The sequence below is a fragment of the Janthinobacterium sp. 1L-D-8-B-C4 genome, assembly GCF_057291295.1.
On the sequence record NZ_JBXAVX010000025.1, the window covers coordinates 17,968 to 37,724 of the forward strand.

The 19,757-nt window shown below is 63.2% G+C and carries 17 protein-coding genes; 10 read left to right on the plus strand and 7 right to left on the minus strand.

Translation table 11 applies throughout. From position 1 onward, the window contains the following. The gene (locus tag AC0Z42_RS28680) at window positions 1-1,188 is read right to left on the minus strand and encodes a sugar diacid recognition domain-containing protein (RefSeq protein WP_485471469.1); all 1,188 of its coding nucleotides are present in this window, start codon (window positions 1,186-1,188) and stop codon (window positions 1-3) included. A 129-nt stretch (window positions 1,189-1,317) separates the two neighbouring features. Here AC0Z42_RS28680 and AC0Z42_RS28685 point away from each other — a divergent pair, with 129 nt between their 5' ends. Then, window positions 1,318-2,595 (plus strand): glycerate kinase type-2 family protein, encoded by a 1,278-nt coding sequence (locus tag AC0Z42_RS28685; RefSeq protein ID WP_485471470.1) that lies wholly within the window; start codon window positions 1,318-1,320, stop codon window positions 2,593-2,595. 72 nt (window positions 2,596-2,667) lie between these two features. After that, a complete protein-coding gene (locus AC0Z42_RS28690; RefSeq protein WP_485471471.1) occupies window positions 2,668-3,372 on the plus strand; it encodes a hypothetical protein in 705 nt (234 codons plus the stop codon). Window positions 3,373-3,390: 18 nt separating this feature from the next. On the opposite strand, the gene AC0Z42_RS28695 is transcribed toward AC0Z42_RS28690, so the two are convergent. Further along, entirely contained in the window at window positions 3,391-4,404 is a 1,014-nt protein-coding gene (locus tag AC0Z42_RS28695; protein ID WP_485471472.1) for a zinc-binding alcohol dehydrogenase family protein, read from the minus strand. Window positions 4,405-4,500: 96 nt separating this feature from the next. On the opposite strand from AC0Z42_RS28695, the gene AC0Z42_RS28700 reads away from it, so the two are divergent. The 4 genes from AC0Z42_RS28700 to AC0Z42_RS28715 all read left to right on the plus strand — a co-directional run bounded on the left by AC0Z42_RS28700 (window position 4,501) and on the right by AC0Z42_RS28715 (window position 9,387). Further along, window positions 4,501-5,403 (plus strand): LysR family transcriptional regulator, encoded by a 903-nt coding sequence (locus AC0Z42_RS28700; RefSeq protein WP_485471473.1) that lies wholly within the window; start codon window positions 4,501-4,503, stop codon window positions 5,401-5,403. Window positions 5,404-5,497: 94 nt separating this feature from the next. Then, window positions 5,498-7,024 (plus strand): DUF1800 domain-containing protein, encoded by a 1,527-nt coding sequence (locus AC0Z42_RS28705; protein ID WP_485471474.1) that lies wholly within the window; start codon window positions 5,498-5,500, stop codon window positions 7,022-7,024. Between the two features lie 13 nt (window positions 7,025-7,037). Beyond that, window positions 7,038-8,219 (plus strand): DUF1501 domain-containing protein, encoded by a 1,182-nt coding sequence (locus AC0Z42_RS28710; protein WP_485471475.1) that lies wholly within the window; start codon window positions 7,038-7,040, stop codon window positions 8,217-8,219. Window positions 8,220-8,319: 100 nt separating this feature from the next. After that, window positions 8,320-9,387 (plus strand): AI-2E family transporter, encoded by a 1,068-nt coding sequence (locus tag AC0Z42_RS28715; protein WP_485471476.1) that lies wholly within the window; start codon window positions 8,320-8,322, stop codon window positions 9,385-9,387. Window positions 9,388-9,731: 344 nt separating this feature from the next. Here the strand turns inward: AC0Z42_RS28715 and AC0Z42_RS28720 are convergent, their stop codons facing one another. Further along, window positions 9,732-9,956 carry a hypothetical protein gene (locus AC0Z42_RS28720; RefSeq protein WP_065307247.1) on the minus strand — a complete coding sequence of 75 codons (225 nt, stop codon included), beginning with the start codon at window positions 9,954-9,956 and terminating at the stop codon, window positions 9,732-9,734. Between the two features lie 170 nt (window positions 9,957-10,126). On the opposite strand from AC0Z42_RS28720, the gene AC0Z42_RS28725 reads away from it, so the two are divergent. Genes AC0Z42_RS28725 through AC0Z42_RS28735 form a run of 3 tightly spaced genes read left to right on the plus strand, consistent with a single transcriptional unit; the run spans window position 10,127 to window position 12,588 of the window. Next, window positions 10,127-10,840 carry a phosphatase PAP2 family protein gene (locus AC0Z42_RS28725; RefSeq protein ID WP_485471477.1) on the plus strand — a complete coding sequence of 238 codons (714 nt, stop codon included), beginning with the start codon at window positions 10,127-10,129 and terminating at the stop codon, window positions 10,838-10,840. Further along, window positions 10,767-11,768, plus strand: coding sequence for a diacylglycerol/lipid kinase family protein (locus AC0Z42_RS28730; protein WP_485471478.1), 1,002 nt, complete (start codon window positions 10,767-10,769; stop codon window positions 11,766-11,768). Before AC0Z42_RS28725 ends, AC0Z42_RS28730 begins: the two co-directional genes overlap by 74 nt. A gap of 1 nt (window position 11,769) precedes the next feature. Next, window positions 11,770-12,588: a metallophosphoesterase family protein gene (locus AC0Z42_RS28735; RefSeq protein WP_485471479.1), complete on the plus strand. Its 819-nt coding sequence runs from the start codon at window positions 11,770-11,772 to the stop codon at window positions 12,586-12,588. 33 nt (window positions 12,589-12,621) lie between these two features. On the opposite strand, the gene cls is transcribed toward AC0Z42_RS28735, so the two are convergent. Next, on the minus strand, window positions 12,622-14,013 hold the full coding sequence (cls, locus tag AC0Z42_RS28740) for a cardiolipin synthase (RefSeq protein ID WP_485471480.1): 1,392 nt from the start codon (window positions 14,011-14,013) through the stop codon (window positions 12,622-12,624). Beyond that, window positions 14,010-16,118 carry a site-specific recombinase gene (locus tag AC0Z42_RS28745; protein WP_485471481.1) on the minus strand — a complete coding sequence of 703 codons (2,109 nt, stop codon included), beginning with the start codon at window positions 16,116-16,118 and terminating at the stop codon, window positions 14,010-14,012. Before AC0Z42_RS28745 ends, cls begins: the two co-directional genes overlap by 4 nt. 312 nt (window positions 16,119-16,430) lie before the next feature. Here AC0Z42_RS28745 and AC0Z42_RS28750 point away from each other — a divergent pair, with 312 nt between their 5' ends. Next, window positions 16,431-17,540, plus strand: a complete 1,110-nt coding sequence (locus AC0Z42_RS28750) for a porin (RefSeq protein WP_485471482.1) — start codon at window positions 16,431-16,433, stop codon at window positions 17,538-17,540. Here the strand turns inward: AC0Z42_RS28750 and AC0Z42_RS28755 are convergent. Together AC0Z42_RS28755 and AC0Z42_RS28760 are read right to left on the minus strand one after the other, a co-directional pair. Beyond that, window positions 17,528-18,091: a DUF3617 domain-containing protein gene (locus tag AC0Z42_RS28755; RefSeq protein WP_485471483.1), complete on the minus strand. Its 564-nt coding sequence runs from the start codon at window positions 18,089-18,091 to the stop codon at window positions 17,528-17,530. The two genes, AC0Z42_RS28750 and AC0Z42_RS28755, sit on opposite strands and share 13 nt — an antisense overlap. An 80-nt stretch (window positions 18,092-18,171) precedes the next feature. Then, the gene (locus tag AC0Z42_RS28760; RefSeq protein ID WP_485471484.1) at window positions 18,172-19,719 is read right to left on the minus strand and encodes a TerC family protein; all 1,548 of its coding nucleotides are present in this window, start codon (window positions 19,717-19,719) and stop codon (window positions 18,172-18,174) included. Window positions 19,720-19,757 lie beyond the last annotated feature (38 nt).

A 19,757-nucleotide genomic window follows, 5' to 3' on the forward strand; every position in this document is an offset into this window, starting at 1 on the left:
TTATTCCTTGTTGAGATCAGCCGCCATTGTAAGTTGCAAAGCTATATACAGCAGCAAACGGTCGTCCGTTTCATCGAGCTTCATGCCCGTCAGTGCGGCAATTTTCTGCAGGCGGTAGTCGAGCGTATTGCGGTGGATATGGAGGGCTTTGGCAGTCGCGCCCGGTTGGCTGTGGTGGCGGAACCAGGCCGCCAGGGTGCGCAGCAGCACGCCAGAGCGGTCGCGCGCCAGCAATGGCGCCAGGGTCTGGCGCAACTGCCCGGCCTGCCAGCCGTCCTGCAGGCCCGACAGCAGCACCGGCAAGCTCAGCTCCAGGTAGGAATGCAAGACTTGCGTGCTGTCGCGTGCGCGGCCCACGCGCAACGTCTGGCGCGCCGATTCCCAGGAGGCGCTGGCGCCCTGCAGGCCCGGCAGGGCCACGCCCATCGCCAGGGTGGCGCTGTTGCTCAAGGCCTGGCGCGCCACCTGGTGCAGCTCCTGCAGGCGCTGCCGGGCCTGCAGCGTGCGCGCCTGCTGGCTGCCGGTGACGGGAAATGCATCGAGCATGGCCAGCTCGCCCGGCGACACCACGGCCGTCAGCAGGGCCGGCCAGCGCATGGCCAGCGCCGCCTGCGCCTGCTGCAGCTCGGTCAGCACCTGTTCCAGCTGTTCGCCGCCGTGCTCCACCTGCAGCACCAGCATGGCGCGCGGCACCTGCAAATCGAGCGCCAGCCGCGCCGCCCACGCCTGCATGGCGGCGTCGGACACGCCGGCGCGCGCAATCAGCTGCGCAACAAATTGCTCGCGATAGCGCTTTTCATGCTGCAGTTCGTTCACCAGCCGGGCTTGCTCGAGCATCATTTCCGCCATTGCGCGCACCAGTTCGCCGAACTGGCGCACCGCGTCCGGTTCGCCCGTCAGGCCCACCACGCCGCAGATCTCGCCGCGCACCGTCAGGGGCAGGTTGATGCCGGGCCTGGCGCCGGGCAGCAAACGCGCCGCTTGCGCATCAATCTCCACGCTGACGCCCCTGGCCAGCGCCAGTTGCGCGCCCGGATGCATGCTGCCGACGCGGCCGGCATCGGCGCTGGCGACGATGATGCCGTGCGCATCGATCAGATTGACCTTGAAGGGAATGATCTGCGTGGTACGCTCGACGATCTGCTGCGCCAGGGCGGTGCTGATGGTGGCCACGGTTTGGTCTTTCATTGGTGCGTTTGCATGGAAAAAGGCAAAAAAATACCAGAAACCTTCATGCATCCGCACGATGACCGCTGGCCTTGCCGATTGTACGATGTTCCTGTCAGCCACCCATAAAAATATCGAGGAGACAGCGCCATGCCCCAACCATCCGCCCGCGACTTGCTGCGCGCCATGTTCGACGCCGCCGTCGCCGCAGCCCAGCCCTCGCACTGCGTGCCGCCTAACTTGCCGGCCGCGCCGAAAGGCCGCTTGATCGTGATCGGCGCCGGCAAGGCCTCGGCCGCCATGGCGCAAGCCGTCGAGCAACACTGGCCCGGAGAATTGTCGGGCCTGGTCGTCACGCGCTACGGCTACGGCGTGCCGTGCCAGCGCATCGAGATTGCCGAAGCCTCGCATCCGGTGCCGGACGCGGCCGGGATGCAGGCGGCGCAGCGCATGCTGGCGCTGGTCGGCAATCTGACGCCCGACGATACCGTGCTGTGCCTGATTTCCGGCGGCGGCTCGGCACTGCTGGCCCTGCCACTGGAAGGCATCAGCCTGGCGGAAAAACAGGACCTGAACCGCGCCCTGCTGGCGTCCGGCGCCACCATCGGCGAGATGAATTGCGTACGGCGCCACTTGTCGGCCATCAAGGGCGGCAGGCTGGCCGCCGCCTGCCATCCGGCGCAAGTGCTGACCCTGGCCATTTCCGACGTGCCGGGCGACAAGCCCGGTGATATCGCTTCGGGCCCGACGGTGGCCGACGCCACCACCTGCGCCGACGCGCTCGATATCGTGCGCCGCTATGGCATCGTGCTGCCGGCCAGCATCCGCGAGGCGCTGGAAAGCGGACGTGGCGAGTCGGCCAAGCCCGGCGATGCCCGCCTGGCCGGTGCCAGCATTGAACTGATTGCCACGCCGCAAATGGCGTTGGAGGCAGCCGCTGCGGTGGCGCGCGCGGCCGGCGTGACGCCATATATCCTCGGCGATAGCCTGGAAGGCGAGGCGAGGGACGTCGGCAAGGTGATGGCCGGCATCGCCCAGCAGGCAGCGCGGCGCGGCCAGCCGTTCGCCACGCCGTGCGTGTTGCTGTCGGGTGGCGAAACCACGGTCACCGTGCGCGGCAAGGGCCGTGGCGGACGCAATGTGGAATTTTTGCTGTCGCTGGGCATTGCGCTCGATGGCGAGGCGAATGTACACGCGCTGGCTGGCGACACCGATGGCGTCGACGGCCAGGAAGAGATCGCCGGCGCGTACCTGGCGCCCGACACGCTCAAGCGCGCGTGGGCGCAGGGACTGCGTCCGCGCGACAGCCTCGACAACAACGATGGCCACGGCTTTTTCCAGGCGCTGGGCGACAGCGTGATCACGGGCCCCACGTTGACCAATGTGAATGATTTCCGCGCCATCCTGATTACGGCTGCAGGGGATTGAACGTGGCCGGGTTCTATTGTGTGCTTGCAACTAAATCAAGTTGCTATGATGGCATATCAAAAAGGACATCCCATGAAAAAATCGCTGTTTTCCCTGCTGGCTTGCGCCGGCATGCTGAGCTTGTCTGTTTCTGCCAGCGCCGCCGACCAGCTGGCGCCCTCGCTGCCGGGCCATTATTATCTGCAGGGCGTGACGGAAGTCGGCTCTGAATTGCTGCTGAAAAAGGACGGCAAGTTCGAATGGATGCTGGCCTACGGCAATGTCGACCAGCAGGCGAGCGGCGACTGGCGCGTGTCGGGCGACGAGGTGACCCTGCAAGCGGCCAGCCTTGGCAAGGCGCCGCAGTTTCGCGTGTTTGAAGAAGAGGAAATGCGGATCCAGAAACCGGCCGCCGCAGGGCTGTGGGTCGCCATCGTCGGCTTCCCGCAGCTGGGCCCCATGGTCGGCGTGGAAGTCAAGTTCGAAGCAAAAAGCGGCAAGACGGCCACCGCCGTCAGCGTGCAGAATGGCGACGCCATCGTCAAGATGCCGGCCTCGGAGCAATGGGTACGGGCCGGGCTGCGCCTGGAAGGTTCCAGCGCCGACTACCAATGGCTGCCGGTGCCAGCCGAGCGCGCGCGCGAACGCATCGCCGCGTTTGCCGTTACCGACCGCCAGTGGCTGCTGAAACAGCCGTTCCAGAAGCTGACCTTGCGCGTGGTCGACGGCGGCCTGCAAGTGAGCGACGCCGACAATGGCCTGGCCAGGGGCGTGTACGCGAAACAGCCGGCCGAGTAGACGGCCGGCCCGCCTGGCTTAAAACCCTTCGAGCACGATCTTGCCGCGCGCTGTATTGCTTTCCAGCACAGCATGCGCGCGCTTCAGGTTGGCCGCATCGATCTTGCCGAAGCGTTCTGCCACCGTGGTCCTGATGGTGCCGGCGTCGACCAGTTGCGCCAGTTCCTCCAGCAGTTCGTGCTGCTTGACCATGTCGTCGGTCTGGAACAGCGAACGGGTAAACATCAGTTCCCAGTGCAGCGACACGCTCTTGCTCTTGAGCTTGCGCACGTCGATCTGCTCGGGGTCGTCGATCAGGGCGAACTTGCCTTGTGGCGCGATCAGTTCGACGACCTGGTCGAAATGCTTGTCGGTCTGGTTCAGGCTGATCACATAATCGACCGGCGGCAAGCCCAGCCGCGTGATCTCGGCAGCCAGGGGCTTGCCGTGATCGATTACATGATGGGCGCCCAGTTCCATCACCCAGGTCGATGTTTCCTGGCGCGAGGCCGTGCCGATCACGGTCACGCCCGTCAGCTGGCGCGCCAGCTGCACCAGGATCGAACCGACGCCGCCGGCCGCGCCGATCACCAGCAGCGACTTGCCTGTCAGATCTTTATCGCGGCTGATCTGCAGGCGCTCGAACAATAATTCCCAGGCGGTGATGGCGGTCAGCGGCAGGGCAGCGGCCGGGGCAAAGTCGAGGCTGGCCGGCATATGGCCGACGATGCGTTCGTCGACCAATTGGTATTCGCTGTTGCTGCCCGGGCGGTTGATGGCGCCCGCGTACCAGACCTTGTCGCCGGTCTTGAACAGGGTCACGTCCGGGCCAACGGCGCTGACCACGCCGGTGGCATCCCAGCCCAGCACTTCCGGCTGGCCATCCTTTGGCTGGCGGTTCCGGCGGATCTTGGTGTCGACCGGATTGACGGAGATGGCGTGCACGGCCACCAGCAGGTCGCGCCCGCTGGCAACCGGCATCGGCAGTTCGATATCGTGCAGGGCGTTATCGTCGGTAATGGGCAGGCTGTGATGGTAGGCGATGGCTTTCATATGGGTTCCTGGTGAAGTTGATACCGTATCATGGTGGTTTTCGCGGCCGGGAAAAAGACGGCGCGTACCGAAACACTTTCAAAGGAATGCTGAAAATTGCTGCGCCTCGATGATTTGCAGGTCTTTGTGCGCACGGCCGATCGCGGCAGCCTGTCGGCTTGCGCGCGCGAGCTGGGCATTTCGCCGGCCCTGGCCAGCGCCGCCGTCAAGCGCCTGGAAGGGGAACTGGGCCTGCGCCTGTTCGTGCGCACCACCCGTTCGCTGAGCCTGACGGCCGAAGGCACGCAATATATCGAGCATGCGCGCGAAGCGCTGCGGTTGCTGCGCGCCGGCCGCGACGCCTTGGCGGCAGGCAAGGACAGTTTCGGCGGAACCTTGAAAATTGCCATGCCGTCCGACCTCGGCCGCAATGTGCTGCTGAGCTGGCTCGACGCTTTCCAGCTGCGCCACCCCAAGCTGCATTACCAGTTGAGCGTCAGCGACCGCCTGGCCGACATGGTGCGCCAGCAAGTCGACGTGGCGATCCGCTACGGCGAGCAGGATGACTCATCGCTGGTCGCCATGCCGATTGCGCCTGCCAATCACCGCGTGCTGGTCGCTTCGCCCGCCTACTTGCAGGAACATGGCCCCGTGCTGTCGCTGGACGACCTGCAGCGGCATAACTGTTTGCGCTTCGCGCTTGAAGACGGCTTGCACGACCGCTGGACGTTTTACCGCCTGCCGCAGCGCGAACAGGTCAGTGTGCAAGTGAGCGGCAACCGCAGCGCCGACGATGCCGACCTGGTGCGCCGCTGGGCCGTGGCAGGCCTGGGCGTGGCCTATAAATCGCGGCTCGACGTGCATGATGACCTGGCGGCTGGCCGCTTGCAGGCGCTGCTGCCGGACGTGGCCGGCGAAGCCGCGCCCTTGCACCTGGTGTGCATGCACCGCGCGCAAGTGACGCCCGTGGTGCTGCAGCTGCGCGACTTTCTGAGAGAGCAATACAGCTTGTTAAGCTGATCATTAATCATACATCTCGTTGCAATTGGCAATGATGCGGCAGGGTAAGCGGGCGTAAGCTTGCGTTCCTGATCAAGCCGCTTTAGGAGTGACCATGCGACAGAAGCTTATGACGATTTTGCTTGCCGGCGCGGTATTGGGCGGTTGCGCCGGCACCACCACCGAACCGGTCCAGAGCGCGACGCCAGCACAGGCGCTGGCCATGCAGCAGCGCATCAGCTGGGGTATCAATGCGGGCAGCGTGCGCCAGTTGCAGCAACAAGGCTGGGACCGCTATTTGCAGGCGCAGCTGCATCCCGCCAAGGCCGTGCTGCCGCCGGCGATACAGGCGCAGATCGACGCCATGACGATCAGCCGGACGCCGATGGATCAGTTGGTAATGGGCATTGAACAGCGCCGCAAGGAGTCCAATGCGGTGGCCGACGATGCGGCCAAGCAGCAGGCGCAGAAAGACTACCAGCAGGAACTGAACCGCCTGGCGCGCGAAGCGGCGACGCGTTCGCTGTTGCTGGACGTGTATTCGCCGAACCAGCTGCAGCAGCAGATGAGCTGGTTCTGGCTCAACCATTTCAGCGTGCACCAGGGCAAGCACAACCTGCGCGCGATGGTCGGCGACTATGAAATGAACGCCATCGCGCCGCATGCGCTGGGCAAGTTCCGCGACCTGCTGGCCGCCACCGTGCACCACCCGGCCATGCTGCGCTACCTGGACAATGAAGCGAACGCGGCCAACCGCATCAATGAAAACTATGCGCGCGAGTTGATGGAGCTGCACACCCTGGGCGTGAATGGCGGCTACAGCCAGAAGGATGTGCAGGAGCTGGCGCGCATCCTGACCGGCGTCGGCGTGAACCTGGGCGCCGAGACGCCGAAGGTCAAGCCGGCGCTGCAAGCGCAGTATGTACGCCGTGGCCTGTTCGAATTCAATCCGAACCGCCACGATTATGGCGACAAGCAATTTCTTGGTCAGCCGGTCAAGGGTCGGGGCCTGGCCGAGCTCGACGAAGCGCTGGACCGCCTGGCGCGCAGCCCGTCCACGGCGCGCTTTGTCAGCGGCAAGCTGGCGCAGTATTTTGTTGGCGACACGCCGCCACCGGCGCTGGTGGCCGGCATGGCGCAAACGTTCCAGAACACTGACGGCGATATCGCCAGCGTGCTGCAGACCCTGTTTGCCAGCGAGGCTTTCAGGCAGTCGCTGGGGCGCAAGTTCAAGGACCCGATGCACTACGTGGTGTCGGCCGTGCGCCTTTCCTACGATGACAAACCGATCCTCAATGCGGGACCGATGCTGGGCTGGCTGTCGCGCATGGGCGAACCATTGTATGGCCGCCAGACGCCGGACGGCTATCCGCTGTTCGACACCGCCTGGGCCAGCCCGGGGCAGATGACGACACGCTTCGATATTGCCCGCACGATTGCCTCGGGCAGCGCCGGCCTGTTCAAGACCGATGGGCCGCAGCCACAGGAAAAACCGGCGTTTCCGCAATTGTCCAGCGCCGTGTACTTCCAGAGCATCGAGCCGACCCTGAGCCCGGCCACACGACTGGCCTTGCAGCAGGCAGGCACGCCGCAGGAGTGGAATACCTTCCTTTTGTCATCGCCAGAAATGATGCACCGCTAACTGGAGAAACACCATGAATCGTCGTGACTTGTTGAAAGCGCTGGCCGCCGTTCCTTTGTCCGGTGCCGCCGGCAGCCTGATGGCGGTGCCCGCCACTGACGCCAGGCTGCTGTTTGTGTTCCTGCGTGGCGGCTATGACGCCAACAATCTGCTGGTGCCGGTCGGCAGCGATTTTTACTATGCCGCGCGGCCAAATATTGCGATTCCGAAGCCAGGTGCTGAAAATGGCGCGCTGGCGCTGAACGGCGACTGGGCCTTGCACCCGGCCTTGCGCGACAGCATTTACCCGCTGTTCAACAGCGGCGATGCGGCCTTTATTCCGTTTGCCGGCACCACTGATTTGTCGCGCAGCCATTTCGAGACGCAGGACAGCATCGAGCTGGGCCAGGACCTGGCTGGCCGGCGCGATTTCCGCTCGGGCTTTCTGAACCGGCTGGCGCAAACCTTGAACGCCAAGGGTGCCATCGCCTTTACCGACCAGCTGCCGCTGATTTTCCAGGGTGGCCTGCAGGTGCCGAACATGGCGCTGCGCTCGGTGGGCAAGTCCGGCATCGACGCGCGCCAGAGCCAGATTATTGCCGCCATGTACAAGGGCACCTCTTTGCAGGTGCCGGTCAGCGAAGGCTTCGTGGTGCGTGACGACGTGGCCAAGGGCCTGATCGGCGAAATGACGGCAGCGAACCGCAACGCCATCAGCGCCAAGGGGTTTGAACTGGAAGCGCAGCGCATCGCGCTGCTGATGAAAGACAAGTACAACCTCGGCTTTGTCGACGTGGGTGGCTGGGATACCCACGTGGGGCAGGGCGCGGCCAGCGGCTACCTGGCCGGGCGCTTCGAGGAACTGGGGCGTGGCCTGGCCGCCTATGCACAGGAAATGGGCACGGCCTGGAACAAGACGGTGGTGGTGGTGGTCAGCGAGTTTGGCCGCACCTTTCGCGAAAACGGCAACCGTGGCACCGATCATGGCCACGGCAGCGTGTTCTGGGTGCTGGGCGGCAGTATCCAGGGCAAGCAGGTGGTGGGCCAGCAAGTGGCGATCACGCAGGCAAATCTGTTCCAGAACCGCGACATGCCGGTGCTCAACGAATACCGCGCCGTACTCGGTGGTTTGCTGCAGCGCACCTTCGGCTTGAGCGCGGCCCAGCTGAACCAGGTCTTTGCGGGCGTGAAGCCGGTGGACCTGGGGCTGGTGTAGCTGCTGCAGCCAGCGCAAGGCCCGTGTTACGCTACGGCTGCGCAACTGGCGCATGGCTACAGTCTCGGGCGCTTGCGCGTTCCGGGCAGAACGGAGTGGTATGAGCGATACCCGGCGCGACCTGGTCGGCGCAGGCTTTTCCCTGGCGCTGATTGCGCTGGCGGCGTTTGTGATGCAGCGTTTCTTCCTGCCGCTGGTGTGGGCCGGCATTTTATGCGTGGCGACCTGGCCCCTGTACGTGCGCCTGCGTACCGCCCTGGGGCAGCGCGATATCCTGGCGGCGGCGCTGCTGACCCTGGCTTTCGCCTGTATTTTCATTGTCCCCGTCATGCTGGGCGTGGCGCAGGCGGCGCGCGAAGTGCCGGTGCTGGCCGGCTTCATCATGCGCGCCAATGCCGATGGCCTGCCCGTGCCTGGCTGGGTAGCCAGTATTCCGCTGGCGGGCAACGCCATCAATGACTGGTGGCAGGTGACCCTGAACCAGCCCCATGGCCTGGCTCATGTGCTGTCCGGCAGCGCCGCAGACGGTTTTCATTCGGCGCGCGACCTGGTGAAAATCCTTGGCGCCGACATGCTGCACCGCCTGGTCGACTTCGGCCTGGCGTTCTTGTGCCTGTTTTTCTTCTACAAGGATGGCGAAGCGCTGACGCGCCAGATCACCCAGATCGGCAGCCACTACCTGCAAGCAGAACGCTGGGGCCGCTATTCACGCAAAGTGCCGACCGCCATCCGCGCCACCGTCAACGGCCTGGTGCTGGTGGGCCTGGCCGAAGGCGTGCTGATCGGCATTGCCTATGCACTGGCCGGCCTGCCGTCGCCGGCCCTGTGGGCGTTTGCGACCGGCGTGCTGGCCATCATTCCATTCGGCGCACCGCTGGCCTACATCAGCGCGGCGGCCTTGCTGGCCATGCAGGGCAGCGTACCGGGCGCCATCGGCGTGGCCGTATGGGGCACCATGGTGCTGTTCGTGGCCGATCATTTCGTCCGCCCCGGCATGATCGGCAACGCCACCCGCCTGCCGTTTCTGGCCGTGCTGTTTGGTATCCTTGGCGGCGTGGAAACGCTGGGCCTGGTGGGCTTGTTTATTGGCCCGGTAGTGATGGTGCTGTTTGTAACCTTGTGGCATGAAGCCTATGTATCAGGCGATACTGCAATGCCCTTAAGTTAAGCTGTGGCATGCATGTAAAAGCGCAAAGCGTAAAAATGGCGGGCAGAGACGCGAGCCTGAGAAAATGCCGATGGCTGCGTTGCAGCTCCTAGCCGACCATGCGTACTGTCGTCGTCGCTGCGCCTTGCCCTCGACATTTTTCACGCCCGCTTGGCCCGGTGTGCCTGTGCGGGCGACTGGGGGGTAATATATTTTGCTGGTGTGCTGGTGTGCTTATGGCAAAAGAAACACCTGCCAGCCCGGCCACGCCACCCAGCGCACAGTAATGAGGGGGTGGTCAGCGCAGTGGCTGACCAGTACCGTATGCTGGCGGGCGGGGCCGGGTGGGAACTGTCGCCAGTTCCTTAGTGCGCCTTGGACAGGATGAGGAGCCAGCGGCGCATCAGCAGCACTTCAACATAGCCTGGCTCGATGCCCGTGCCGCACTCGATCAAAGGATTGACGGTGTAAAAACGCTTGCGAAAGTCGCGGCAAACGAGGATTTCGCGCTTGCCCATGCGGACCAGGAAGGAGCTTGGGGCGTATTCCAGGCCGAAGCGTGAGCCAAAACCGCTATTCAATGTTGCCATGACAATTCCTTTGAGGGAGATGTGTTGAACGAGTCATCACAATAGCACAACTACTGTATGAAAACACAGCTACTGTATGGATAAACAGTATATTTTTTTGGCTGTGGTTTTTTCGATCATGCCGCAAAACACAAGGAGAACCCAGTTTGCCGCACAACAATGACACAAGCATGACTACCCGGCTGCGCCGTTTTATCGAAGCCAGGCTGTCGCCGGAAGGCGAACTGGGCCTGCACATGACGGTGGGCGTGGTGCTGATGCTGATCGCCATCGTGGTGTTCCACGAGATTGCCGAGGCGGTGATGGGCATGGAACAGATCACCGTGCTCGACTTGCAGGTGGCGCACTGGTTCAACCAGAATGCGATACCGTGGGTCACCTGGTGTTTGCTGGCAATCACGCACCTGCATGGGGTGATTGGCGCCATCACGCTCGCCTGCGTGCTGGGCTGGTATCTGCACCGCAAAAAAGCTACCTACTGGCTGTTCACCCTGGTCATTACCATGCCGGGCGTCATGTTTCTGAACGTTTTGTTAAAGTATATTTTCGGACGCGCGCGGCCCAGTTTCGACGAGCCACTGCTTGCTGCGCTGAGCACCTACAGCTTTCCCAGCGGCCATACCGCCACCGCCACGGCGCTGTACGGCTTGCTGGGCGCCTACCTGGTGTGTCAGCTTGACCACCGACAATGGCGCCGGCGGATCGTTATCGCGCTGGCCGCCTTTGCGATGGCGGCGCTGGTGGGCTTCAGCCGCATCTACCTGGGCGCACACTACCTGAGCGATGTGCTGGCGGCGATGGCGGAAAGCTATGGCTGGCTGGCGATCTGCATCGCGGGCGTGTCGACCCTGCGCCGCCGCCGTCATATTCGTCAAACAAAATAACAAGGGGAATATCCTGGCTACCAAGGTCGCAGTCATCATCAACGCCAGCGCCGGTTGCGGTTACGCATCGGACTGGGCGCAGCAACTGGAAGCGACTTTCGCCGGCGTCGGCCTCGACGCCGCCATTACCCTGGCTGCCAGCGGCGAGGAAATGATCGCCACGGCGCAGCAGGCCATCAAGGACGGCGCGCCGATCGTGGTGGCTGGCGGCGGCGACGGCACCATCAATGCGGTGGCCTCGGTGGTGGTCGGCAGCGGCACGCCGTTCGGCGTGCTGCCACTGGGCACTTTGAATCATTTCGCCAAGGACCTGAACATTCCGCTCGACCTCGACGCGGCCATCGCCAATGTGGCGCAGGGCGTGAAGCAGCAGGTCGACGTGGGCGAAGTCAACGGCCGTATCTTCTTGAACAACTCCAGCCTCGGCCTGTACCCGGACATCGTGCGCGACCGCGAAAAGCAGCAGCGCCGGCTGGGACGCGGCAAGTGGCTGGCCTTCAGCTGGGCCCTGCTGGCGGCGCTGCGCCGCTATCCCTTCCTCGGCGTGCAGCTGAGCCTGAACGACAAGGTGCATGCGCGGCGCACGCCGTTTGTGTTTATCGGCAATAACGAATATCGGATGGAAGGCTTGAATATCGGCGAGCGCGAGCGTCTCGACGGCGGCAAGCTGAGCCTGTATGTGGCGCAGCGGCCGGGCCGCCTGGGCTTGCTCAAGCTGGCCCTGCACGCGCTGTTTGGCAAGCTGAGCCAGGCCAAGGATTTCGACGTGCTGACCACCACCGAGGTGGAAATCGCCACCCGCCACCGCCGCCTGCGCGTGGCCACCGATGGCGAAGTGACGGTGATGAATACGCCGTTGCAATACCGCATCCGGCCGGCCGCGCTCGACGTGATCGTGCCGGCACCAGCATCTATCGAGGAGAACTGAATTGCGTACCATCGTGCATTTATCCGACCTGCATTTCGGCAAGGTCGACCAGGCCCTGCTGGCGCCGCTGCGCAAACTCATCGACCAGCTGGAGCCGCATGTGGTGGTGGTCTCTGGCGACCTGAGCCAGCGCGCGCGCAGCGCCGAATTTCAGGCCGCGCGCGGCTACCTGGACAGTTTGCCGGGCCCGCAGATCGTGGTGCCAGGCAACCATGACGTGCCGCTGTATAACGTCTTCAGCCGCTTCCTGACGCCGCTGGTGAAATACCAGCGCTATGTGACGGACGATCTGTCGCCTGAATATGTCGACGATGAAATCGCCGTGCTGGGCATCAATACGGCGCGCTCCCTGACCTTCAAGGATGGCAGGGTCAGCCATGAGCAGATCGCCGCCCTGCGCGCGCGCATGGCGGCGCTGCCGGAGGGCCTGACGCGGGTCATCGTCACGCACCACCCGTTCGACCTGCCCGACAACTTCGACAAGGACGATCTGGTCGACCGCGCGCCCCAAGCGCTGCAGATGTTTTCCGAATGCGGCGTCGACCTGCTGCTGGCCGGCCACCTGCACGCCAGCGTGTCGGGCAACACGGCCGCGCGCTACAAGATCGATGGCTATGCTGCGCTGATGGTGCAGGCCGGCACGGCCACCTCCACGCGCGGGCGCGGCGAGTCCAATTCGTTCAATGTGATACTGATCGAAGACAGCGCTATCCGCGTCGAGCGCTACAGCTGGAATGAAGACAGCGCCAACTTCGAGAAAGTCAGCACCGAAGCGTTCGAGCGCACGGGCGGGGTGTGGGCCAGCATGCGGCCGCTTTGATGTGTTGATGTCGTTGGCGGCGGTTCCGCAGTTTTACAGCCAGTAATGCATGAACTGCGCCGCCCACTCCTTCATGCGGTCGGCCCAGGGCCGCGACTCCCACTTGGCCTTGGTGATCTCTTCCGAATCGCGCAAGTCTTCCTGGAAGGCGTTTTCCATTTCGCGCCCGAAGCTGTCTCCCAGCACTACCACGTTCAGTTCGCTGTTATGCATGAAGCTGCGCATGTCGATATTGGTCGAGCCGACGGTCGACCAGGCGCCGTCGATGACGGCCGTCTTGGCGTGCAGCACGGCCAGCTTCAAATGGTAGATACGCACGCCGCCGGCCAGCAGTTCGTCGTAGAGCGCGTGTCCGGCATGGAACACCAGGCCGCTGTCGGAGACACCCGGCAACACCACTTTCACGTCCACGCCGCGTTTCGCGGCGGCGGTCAGTTCGTCCACCGTCTGCTTGTCCGGCACGAAATAGGCCGAAGTGATGTGGATGGTTTTTTTCGCTTCCTGGATCGCCAGGATATACGCCTTGTAGATCTCGAAGCCGCCGCCCGGTTCGCTCGCTACCACGCGCACCAGCTTGTCGCCCACTTCGGCCAGCACCGGGAAGTACGGCGCGTCGGGCAGGTCGGCCTGGTCCTGCTGGGCCCAGGTGCGGATGAACAGCCACTGGAAGGCGGCTGCGGCAGGGCCTTCCACTTTCACGTGGGTATCGCGCCAGCCCACGTCGTCCTTGTCGGATGGCTTGGCCTTGGAGCGGAACAGCGAGCTTTTCGAATAGGTATTGCTGATATTGATGCCGCCCGTAAACGCCATCTTGCCGTCGACGATCAGTACCTTGCGGTGGTCGCGGTTATTGATCTTCCAGTCTTCGCCCTTGAGCTTGGCCGGGTTGACGGGGTTGAACGCCACCAGGCGGATGCCGGCCGCGCGCATGCGGTCAAAGAAAGCCTGCGGTACGCCCAGGGTGCCCACGCTGTCGTAGATGATGTTGACCGTCACGCCAGCTTGCTGCTTTTCGATCAGCGCATCGGCAAATTTGAGGCCCATCGGGTCCTGGTCGAAGATATAGGTTTCCAGGTTGATGGTGGACTTCGCTTCCGTGATGGCTTTCAGCATTTCCTTCATGGTCTGCGGGCCGTCGAACAGCAAGGTCACCTTGTTGCCCTTGATCAGCGGCACGCCGGTGGCCGCTTCTTCCAGCGCGGCCTGGGTCTTCAGGTCCATGCCGGACTTGGCCCAGCGCTTGTTGAGCAGGGCGGCGCGGCTGTTGACGTTCAGCACGGCACCCTTGCCGGTGATCACCTTGGGAGTGGACGCCGGCGCCAGTTCGTTATTGAGATTCTTGACGTCGGGCAGCGAGGCGCACGCAGCCAGGGTCCAGCACAGCAAAAATGCGGTAAGACAGGGCTGCAGGCGCTTCGCGGTCATTTTTGGCCTTTTATCGGTAAGGGTGCAAGTACTTCATCGGCCAGCGCCAATGGCGGCGGGTTTTTGGAACCAAAGAAAAACAGTATCGGCGACTTCAGGAAACGCTTGCCCAGTATCTTCAACAGCTGCAAGCCATGCTTGAAGCGTACCTGGCGCGAACGCAGCGCCACCCACAGTGCCAGGCCAAAGCTGACCAGCAGGTTGGCCGTGCCGATGGCGAAGATGCCGGCCAGCGACTTGACGGCCAATTGCCAGCTCATATTGTGGTCGAGTCCGACCAAAGCTGTCGCAAAGTTTGCCGCCGAGAAGGTAATGTGGCGGATGTCGATCGGCAGGCCGATCAAAAACCCCAGGGTGCCGATGGTGCCCAGCAGGATACCGAAATAGAAGTTACCCATCAGTCCGCCAAGGTTATTTTCCAGGTACAGGCCCAGCCGGGCCAACCTTTCCTGGCCGATGACCCTTCCCAGGCCGCGCAATTGCGCGATGCGCTGGGCCCAGCGCGTATACAGCGCCTGATTGTCATAGTAGCCTGAAATCAAGCCGGCCACGAACAGGCAGACGCCAGCGATCATGGCGTAGAAAATGGCCGGGCTGCCGATCGGGTCGATGTCGTGCAGCAAGTGCATGGCTTTCTCGGGCGACACCAGATGGTGGCCGGTGATGGCGTGGTAGCCCAGCGCGATCAGCCAGGCAGTGGGAATCGCCGTGGCAATATTGCCCAGCACGGCCATGTTCTGGGTGCGGAACACTTTATTGATCAGCTCGGCCATGCTGTCGAGATCGATATTGCGGCCGTCCTTGCTATGCAGGCCGGCGGCGATGCGCGAGGCGGTCATGGCCGGCTGCTTGGTGGCCACCGTAAAGTGCAGCAAATGGATGAACATGAAACCGATCGAATAATTCATGCTGAACATGAAAGCTTCGACCAGCGGCGCCGAGCGCAAATACGACATCAATATCTTGAACAGCGCCATGAAACCGATGATCACGCCGGCGCCGGCCGACGACAGGAACATGGCGGCCATTTCACGGCGGTTTTCAGCGATGTAATGCTCGCCGGTGCGGCTGGCGTTTTCCGTCACATTGCGTGCGAGCAAGTTGATATTGTCGGTAAACAGGTCGCTGACCTTGTACTTGTGGTTGTGCGCGCGTATCAGTTCCAGCGCCAGCGCCACGGCGCCCGCGCGGCGGCGGCTGACGGGGCGCGCGTCGATCAGGTCCGGCGTGGCGTCGACCGTGATGGCGGCGATGTCGACATTGATCGAGCCTGGCAGCTCGCCGCTGGTGTCGACCAGGAACAGCAGCTTGCGCAGGCGGTCGATGCTTTGCGCCAGCGCCACCAGCATATAAGTCAGTGGAATGCTGGTGCCCTGGTACAGCGCTTTCTTGCGGATCTTGGCGATCACGGCGTCGCACTGGTCCAGCATCACCAGCAGATGACGCGCATCCTCGATATGCTCCAGGCTGCCTTGCAGCAGCAGGGTGTAGGCGTCGAGGTAGGCGTTCACTTCGGTGTTCTGCACCATGAAGGGCGACTGGAACACTTCGATTTCATTGTGAAAACGCGTCAGTTCGGGTTCGAGGCCCATGGCGCAGACGCGGTAGGACAGGGTGCGGATGGCGTCGAGCATGCCGGGCAGCATGATGTTGCCGTCGCCGACGGCCAGTTCGATCTCGTCGGCCGTCAGCACGTCAAACAGTTCGAGCCAGTCGGTGGCCGGCACGTTGCTGATCCACAGATGATCCGTTTCCAGGTACAGCACCTGGTCGAGCGCGTCGCTCAGGTACTCGTCGCCCAAGGCGGGCGGCAGCATGCGGTAGGCGATGCGGCGTTTCAGTTCGGTAAAAAAGCCGTTGTTCGACAGCACGCCGATATCGGTGTAGAGGCTGGCGTGGCGGCGCGCGGCCAGCACGCGCAGCACGTATTCGTGCAGGGCGCGGGCCTGGGCCGGATTGCCCTTGAGCAGCTGGCGCAAGGTGCGCACATTGGCGATCGCGGTGGCGCTGTCATGGGGGCGCTTGGGACGCAATGAATTAAATAATTCGACCAGCAAATCAATATTGCTGGTGTAGGGATCAATGCGTTCGAGGATAGCTAGCATGCAGAAAAACGGGCGGGCCGCTGTCGGTAAAACCAGTAGTGTACCTTCTGCGCAAGATCATGCAACGTGCGGCAGCGAACACAGAAGGTTGCAGGCTGGATAGAAACTGACGTTTGTTGTTTTGCAATCAGCGTTAATAGAAAGCAATTAAGGCCGTTGTTGTCGTCCAGCGATGCCGAGCATTTGCTTTCTGTTGTACATCGCACAGAGTACTTGCCTGAAAACGCGGATAAGGTAATAGTGGGTCAGGCACCCGGCGCGTGTCCTGATCGGTACCGGCAACTTTTACCTGACAATACCGAGATAGTTATCATGAAGACCTCGTACCTGGCGCTTGTTGTGATGGGATCGTGCGCGACCGCAATCGGGCCGCTGGCGCTGTGCGCGCAGGCCGAAACCAATGCGCCCGCCAGCAGCGCCACCATCTATGGCGTGCTTGACGCGGGCATCGTGGCCGAGCGTGGCTGCGTGGCCAATTGCGCGTCGGCCAAAGTGTCGGGCGGCGTCGCCTCCGGTTCGCGCCTGGGCGTGCAGGGGCGCGAAGCGCTGGGTAATGATATGGCTGCCGTGTATGCGCTCGAAGCGGGCGTTGCCAACGATACGGGGCAATCGGAAGAAAGCCGTTTGTTCGGCCGCCAGGCGTATGTCGGCCTCGACAGTCGCCTCGGTGCGCTGACCCTGGGCCGCCAGTACAATCTGCAATATGCGACCCTCACCGATGTGGCCGATCCGTTCAAGGGCGGCATGGCCGGCAGCGCCGGCAATCTGGCCGGCTATGGCGCGAAGCGCTACGACAACACCGTCAAATATGTCTCGCCCGCCTTGCGCGGCGTGAGCGCCGCCGCCATCTACAGCTTCGGCGAATCGCCCTACAGCCGTGCGCAGAACCGCGCCTATGGCGCCACGCTCGGTTATTCGGCCGGCGCCATCAATGTCAGCGTGTCGCACCAGCGCAAGAACAATTTCATCCAGGCCGAGGGCACCGTGCCGGCGATCGACATGTCGGCCCGCAACACCCTGGTGGCGGCCAACCTCGACCTGGGCCTGGCCACCGCATTTGCCGCCGTCGGCGTCAACAGGGGTTATGGCAGTTCGCCGTGGGACCCGAGCAATGCCTACAGCTCGCTGGCGCTGTCGATGTCGTCGTCGGACAGCCGCGACACATTGCTGGGCGTATCGGTGCCGGTGCGCGGCTTCAACCTGCTGGCCTCGTATGTGCGCAAAAATGACCGCGACCTGGCCAACCGCGACGCCAGCCAGATTGCGCTTGGCGTCACCTATGCGCTGTCAAGGCGCAGCGACTTCTATGCGTCCTACGCCAAAATCCACAACAAGAATGGCGCCGGCTATACGGTGGGCAACGCCAGCGATGGCGGCCGCGGCGACGCCGCCTTCAACCTGGGTTTTCGTCACGGCTTCTGAATTGGCGCAGCCGGGCAGGTCGCGCCCAGCCACTTGCCGTTGCTGGCCACGTTGACCTGTTCCGGCGTGCCGCGCGCACTGGTGGTGGCATTCAGCTGCATCGTGAACGCCTGGTCGCCCTGGAATGACACTTTGCCGGTGCCGCTGGACTTCGGGTTGGCGCAGGTAAATGAAATGTTCATGCCACCGGGAACGGCCACATTGTTGGACTTGCAGTCGCCCGGCTGGCCGGTCGGGATCTGCTGGCGCGCCGCCATCTCGGGCGTCACGCAGGCCGTCACGCGCACGGCGCCGTCGGCGCTCACGGTGGGCATGGCCATGCCGCGGCTGGCGGCCATCGCTTCGAGCTGCTTGCGCTGGTCGGGCGGCAGATTGCCCAATTGCTGCAGCACCATCGACATGGCGCTGTCGGTGGCGATATCGGGCGAGGCCATCTTGCTGTCGATTTGCCACAGGCCGGGTTTGATCGGCGGCGTGGTGTCCCTGGCCTGTGCCTGGAAAGCCAGCAGGGCACAGGCGGCAAGCGTCAGGCGGAATGGAAAAGAAGGCATGGCGGGGTCTCCTGAAAAGGCAGGCCCCAGCATACGCGAAGGCAAGCGGCGCACGCTTGCCTTCTTGTTACAAACTGTGATTACAGACTGTGATCGGGCTCGATGCGGCGCACGTCGACGCAGGCGATGCGGCGCTCGTCCGCTTCAAGTATCTCGTAGCGCAGGTCGTTCAGTTCCAGCACCTCGCCGACGGCCGGCATGTTCTCGAAATGGGCCAGCAGGAAGCCGGCCAGCGAATTGTATTCGCCGTCTTCGCTGACCAGGGTTTCGGTCTCGAATACCTGCTCCAGGTAATGCAGGTCGGTCGCGCCATCGATGCGCCAGTGGCCGGGGCCCAGCAGTTCCACGTCGGGCTGTTCGTCCTCGTCGGGAAATTCGCCGGCGATCGCCTCAAGGATGTCGATCGGCGTCAGCACGCCTTGCACGGTGCCGAATTCATCGACCACCAGCACCAGCTGGCCGCGCGAGCGTTTCAGCGTTTCCATCGCCTTCAGCACGCCGGCCGCTTCCGGCACCACGATCGCTTCGCGCATGCTGGCCGGGTCGATCTTGCCGTGCGAGACCAGGTCTTCGATCAAATCCTTGCTGCGCGCCAGGCCCACCACATTGTCGAGGTCGTCGTTGCAGACAGGAATCATGCTGTGCGGCGTATCGCGCAGCAATTTGAGCATCTTCTCGCTGCTGTCGTTCAGGTTGACCCACGACACATCGCCGCGCGGCGTCATGACCGAGCGGATCGAGCGCTCGGCCAGCGTCAGCACGCCGCTGACCATATTGCGCTCTTCCACGCCAAAGGCCGAGATGTCGGGCGTTTCCTTGACTTCGTCTTCCTGCACCGCTTCGCGGCCCTTGCGGCCACCCAACAGGCTCAGCACGGCTTGCGCGGTGCGGTCGCGCAGCGGCGTGCTCGACTGCAGTTTCAGGAAGTTGCGGCGCGCCAGCTGATTGAAGAACTCGATCACCACCGAGAAGCCGATGGCCGCATACAGATAGCCTTTCGGAATATGGAAGCCCAGGCCTTCGGCGATCAGCGACAGGCCGATCATCAGCAGGAAGCTCAGGCACAGCACCACCACGGTCGGGTGCGCGTTCACAAAACGCGTCAGCGCCTTCGAGGCCAGCATCATGACGCCGATGGAAATGATGACGGCAGCCATCATCACGCCCAAGTGCTCGACCATGCCGACGGCCGTGATCACGGCGTCGAGCGAGAACACGGCATCGAGCACGACGATCTGCGCCACCACCAGGCCGAAGCCCGCGTAGACCTTGGAGCCGGTGGCTTCGTGGGTCACGCCTTCGAGGCGCTCGTGCAGCTCGGTGGTGGCCTTGAACAGCAGGAACAGGCCGCCAACCAGCAGGATCAGGTCGCGCCCGGAAAAGGTAAATTGCCAGACCGAAAACAGCGGCGCGGTCAGGGTCACCAGCCAGGAGATCAGCGACAGCAGGCCCAGGCGCATGACGAGCGCCAGGGTCAGGCCCAGCACGCGCGCCTTGTCGCGCTGGTGCGGCGGCAGCTTCTCGGCCAGGATGGCGATAAAAATCAGGTTGTCGATACCCAGTACGATTTCCAGTACGACCAGCGTCAGCAGGCCGACCCAGATTGTCGGGTCAAATAACCATTCCATTGTGCATTACCTTGTAAAGTCAAAAAGTTTCAAGCTTG

Bases quoted from the DNA above. Each gene is read 5' to 3' on its own strand.
- AC0Z42_RS28680 (WP_485471469.1), bottom strand. From the start codon at position 1,188: ATGAAAGACCAAACCGTGGCCACCATCAGCACCGCCCTGGCGCAGCAG.
- AC0Z42_RS28685 (WP_485471470.1), top strand. From the start codon at position 1,318: ATGCCCCAACCATCCGCCCGCGACTTGCTGCGCGCCATGTTCGACGCC.
- AC0Z42_RS28690 (WP_485471471.1), top strand. From the start codon at position 2,668: ATGAAAAAATCGCTGTTTTCCCTGCTGGCTTGCGCCGGCATGCTGAGC.
- AC0Z42_RS28695 (WP_485471472.1), bottom strand. From the start codon at position 4,404: ATGAAAGCCATCGCCTACCATCACAGCCTGCCCATTACCGACGATAAC.
- AC0Z42_RS28705 (WP_485471474.1), top strand. From the start codon at position 5,498: ATGCGACAGAAGCTTATGACGATTTTGCTTGCCGGCGCGGTATTGGGC.
- AC0Z42_RS28710 (WP_485471475.1), top strand. From the start codon at position 7,038: ATGAATCGTCGTGACTTGTTGAAAGCGCTGGCCGCCGTTCCTTTGTCC.
- AC0Z42_RS28715 (WP_485471476.1), top strand. From the start codon at position 8,320: ATGAGCGATACCCGGCGCGACCTGGTCGGCGCAGGCTTTTCCCTGGCG.
- AC0Z42_RS28720 (WP_065307247.1), bottom strand. From the start codon at position 9,956: ATGGCAACATTGAATAGCGGTTTTGGCTCACGCTTCGGCCTGGAATAC.
- AC0Z42_RS28725 (WP_485471477.1), top strand. From the start codon at position 10,127: ATGACTACCCGGCTGCGCCGTTTTATCGAAGCCAGGCTGTCGCCGGAA.
- AC0Z42_RS28730 (WP_485471478.1), top strand. From the start codon at position 10,767: ATGGCTGGCTGGCGATCTGCATCGCGGGCGTGTCGACCCTGCGCCGCC.
- cls (WP_485471480.1), bottom strand. From the start codon at position 14,013: ATGACCGCGAAGCGCCTGCAGCCCTGTCTTACCGCATTTTTGCTGTGC.
- AC0Z42_RS28745 (WP_485471481.1), bottom strand. From the start codon at position 16,118: ATGCTAGCTATCCTCGAACGCATTGATCCCTACACCAGCAATATTGAT.
- AC0Z42_RS28750 (WP_485471482.1), top strand. From the start codon at position 16,431: ATGAAGACCTCGTACCTGGCGCTTGTTGTGATGGGATCGTGCGCGACC.
- AC0Z42_RS28755 (WP_485471483.1), bottom strand. From the start codon at position 18,091: ATGCCTTCTTTTCCATTCCGCCTGACGCTTGCCGCCTGTGCCCTGCTG.
- AC0Z42_RS28760 (WP_485471484.1), bottom strand. From the start codon at position 19,719: ATGGAATGGTTATTTGACCCGACAATCTGGGTCGGCCTGCTGACGCTG.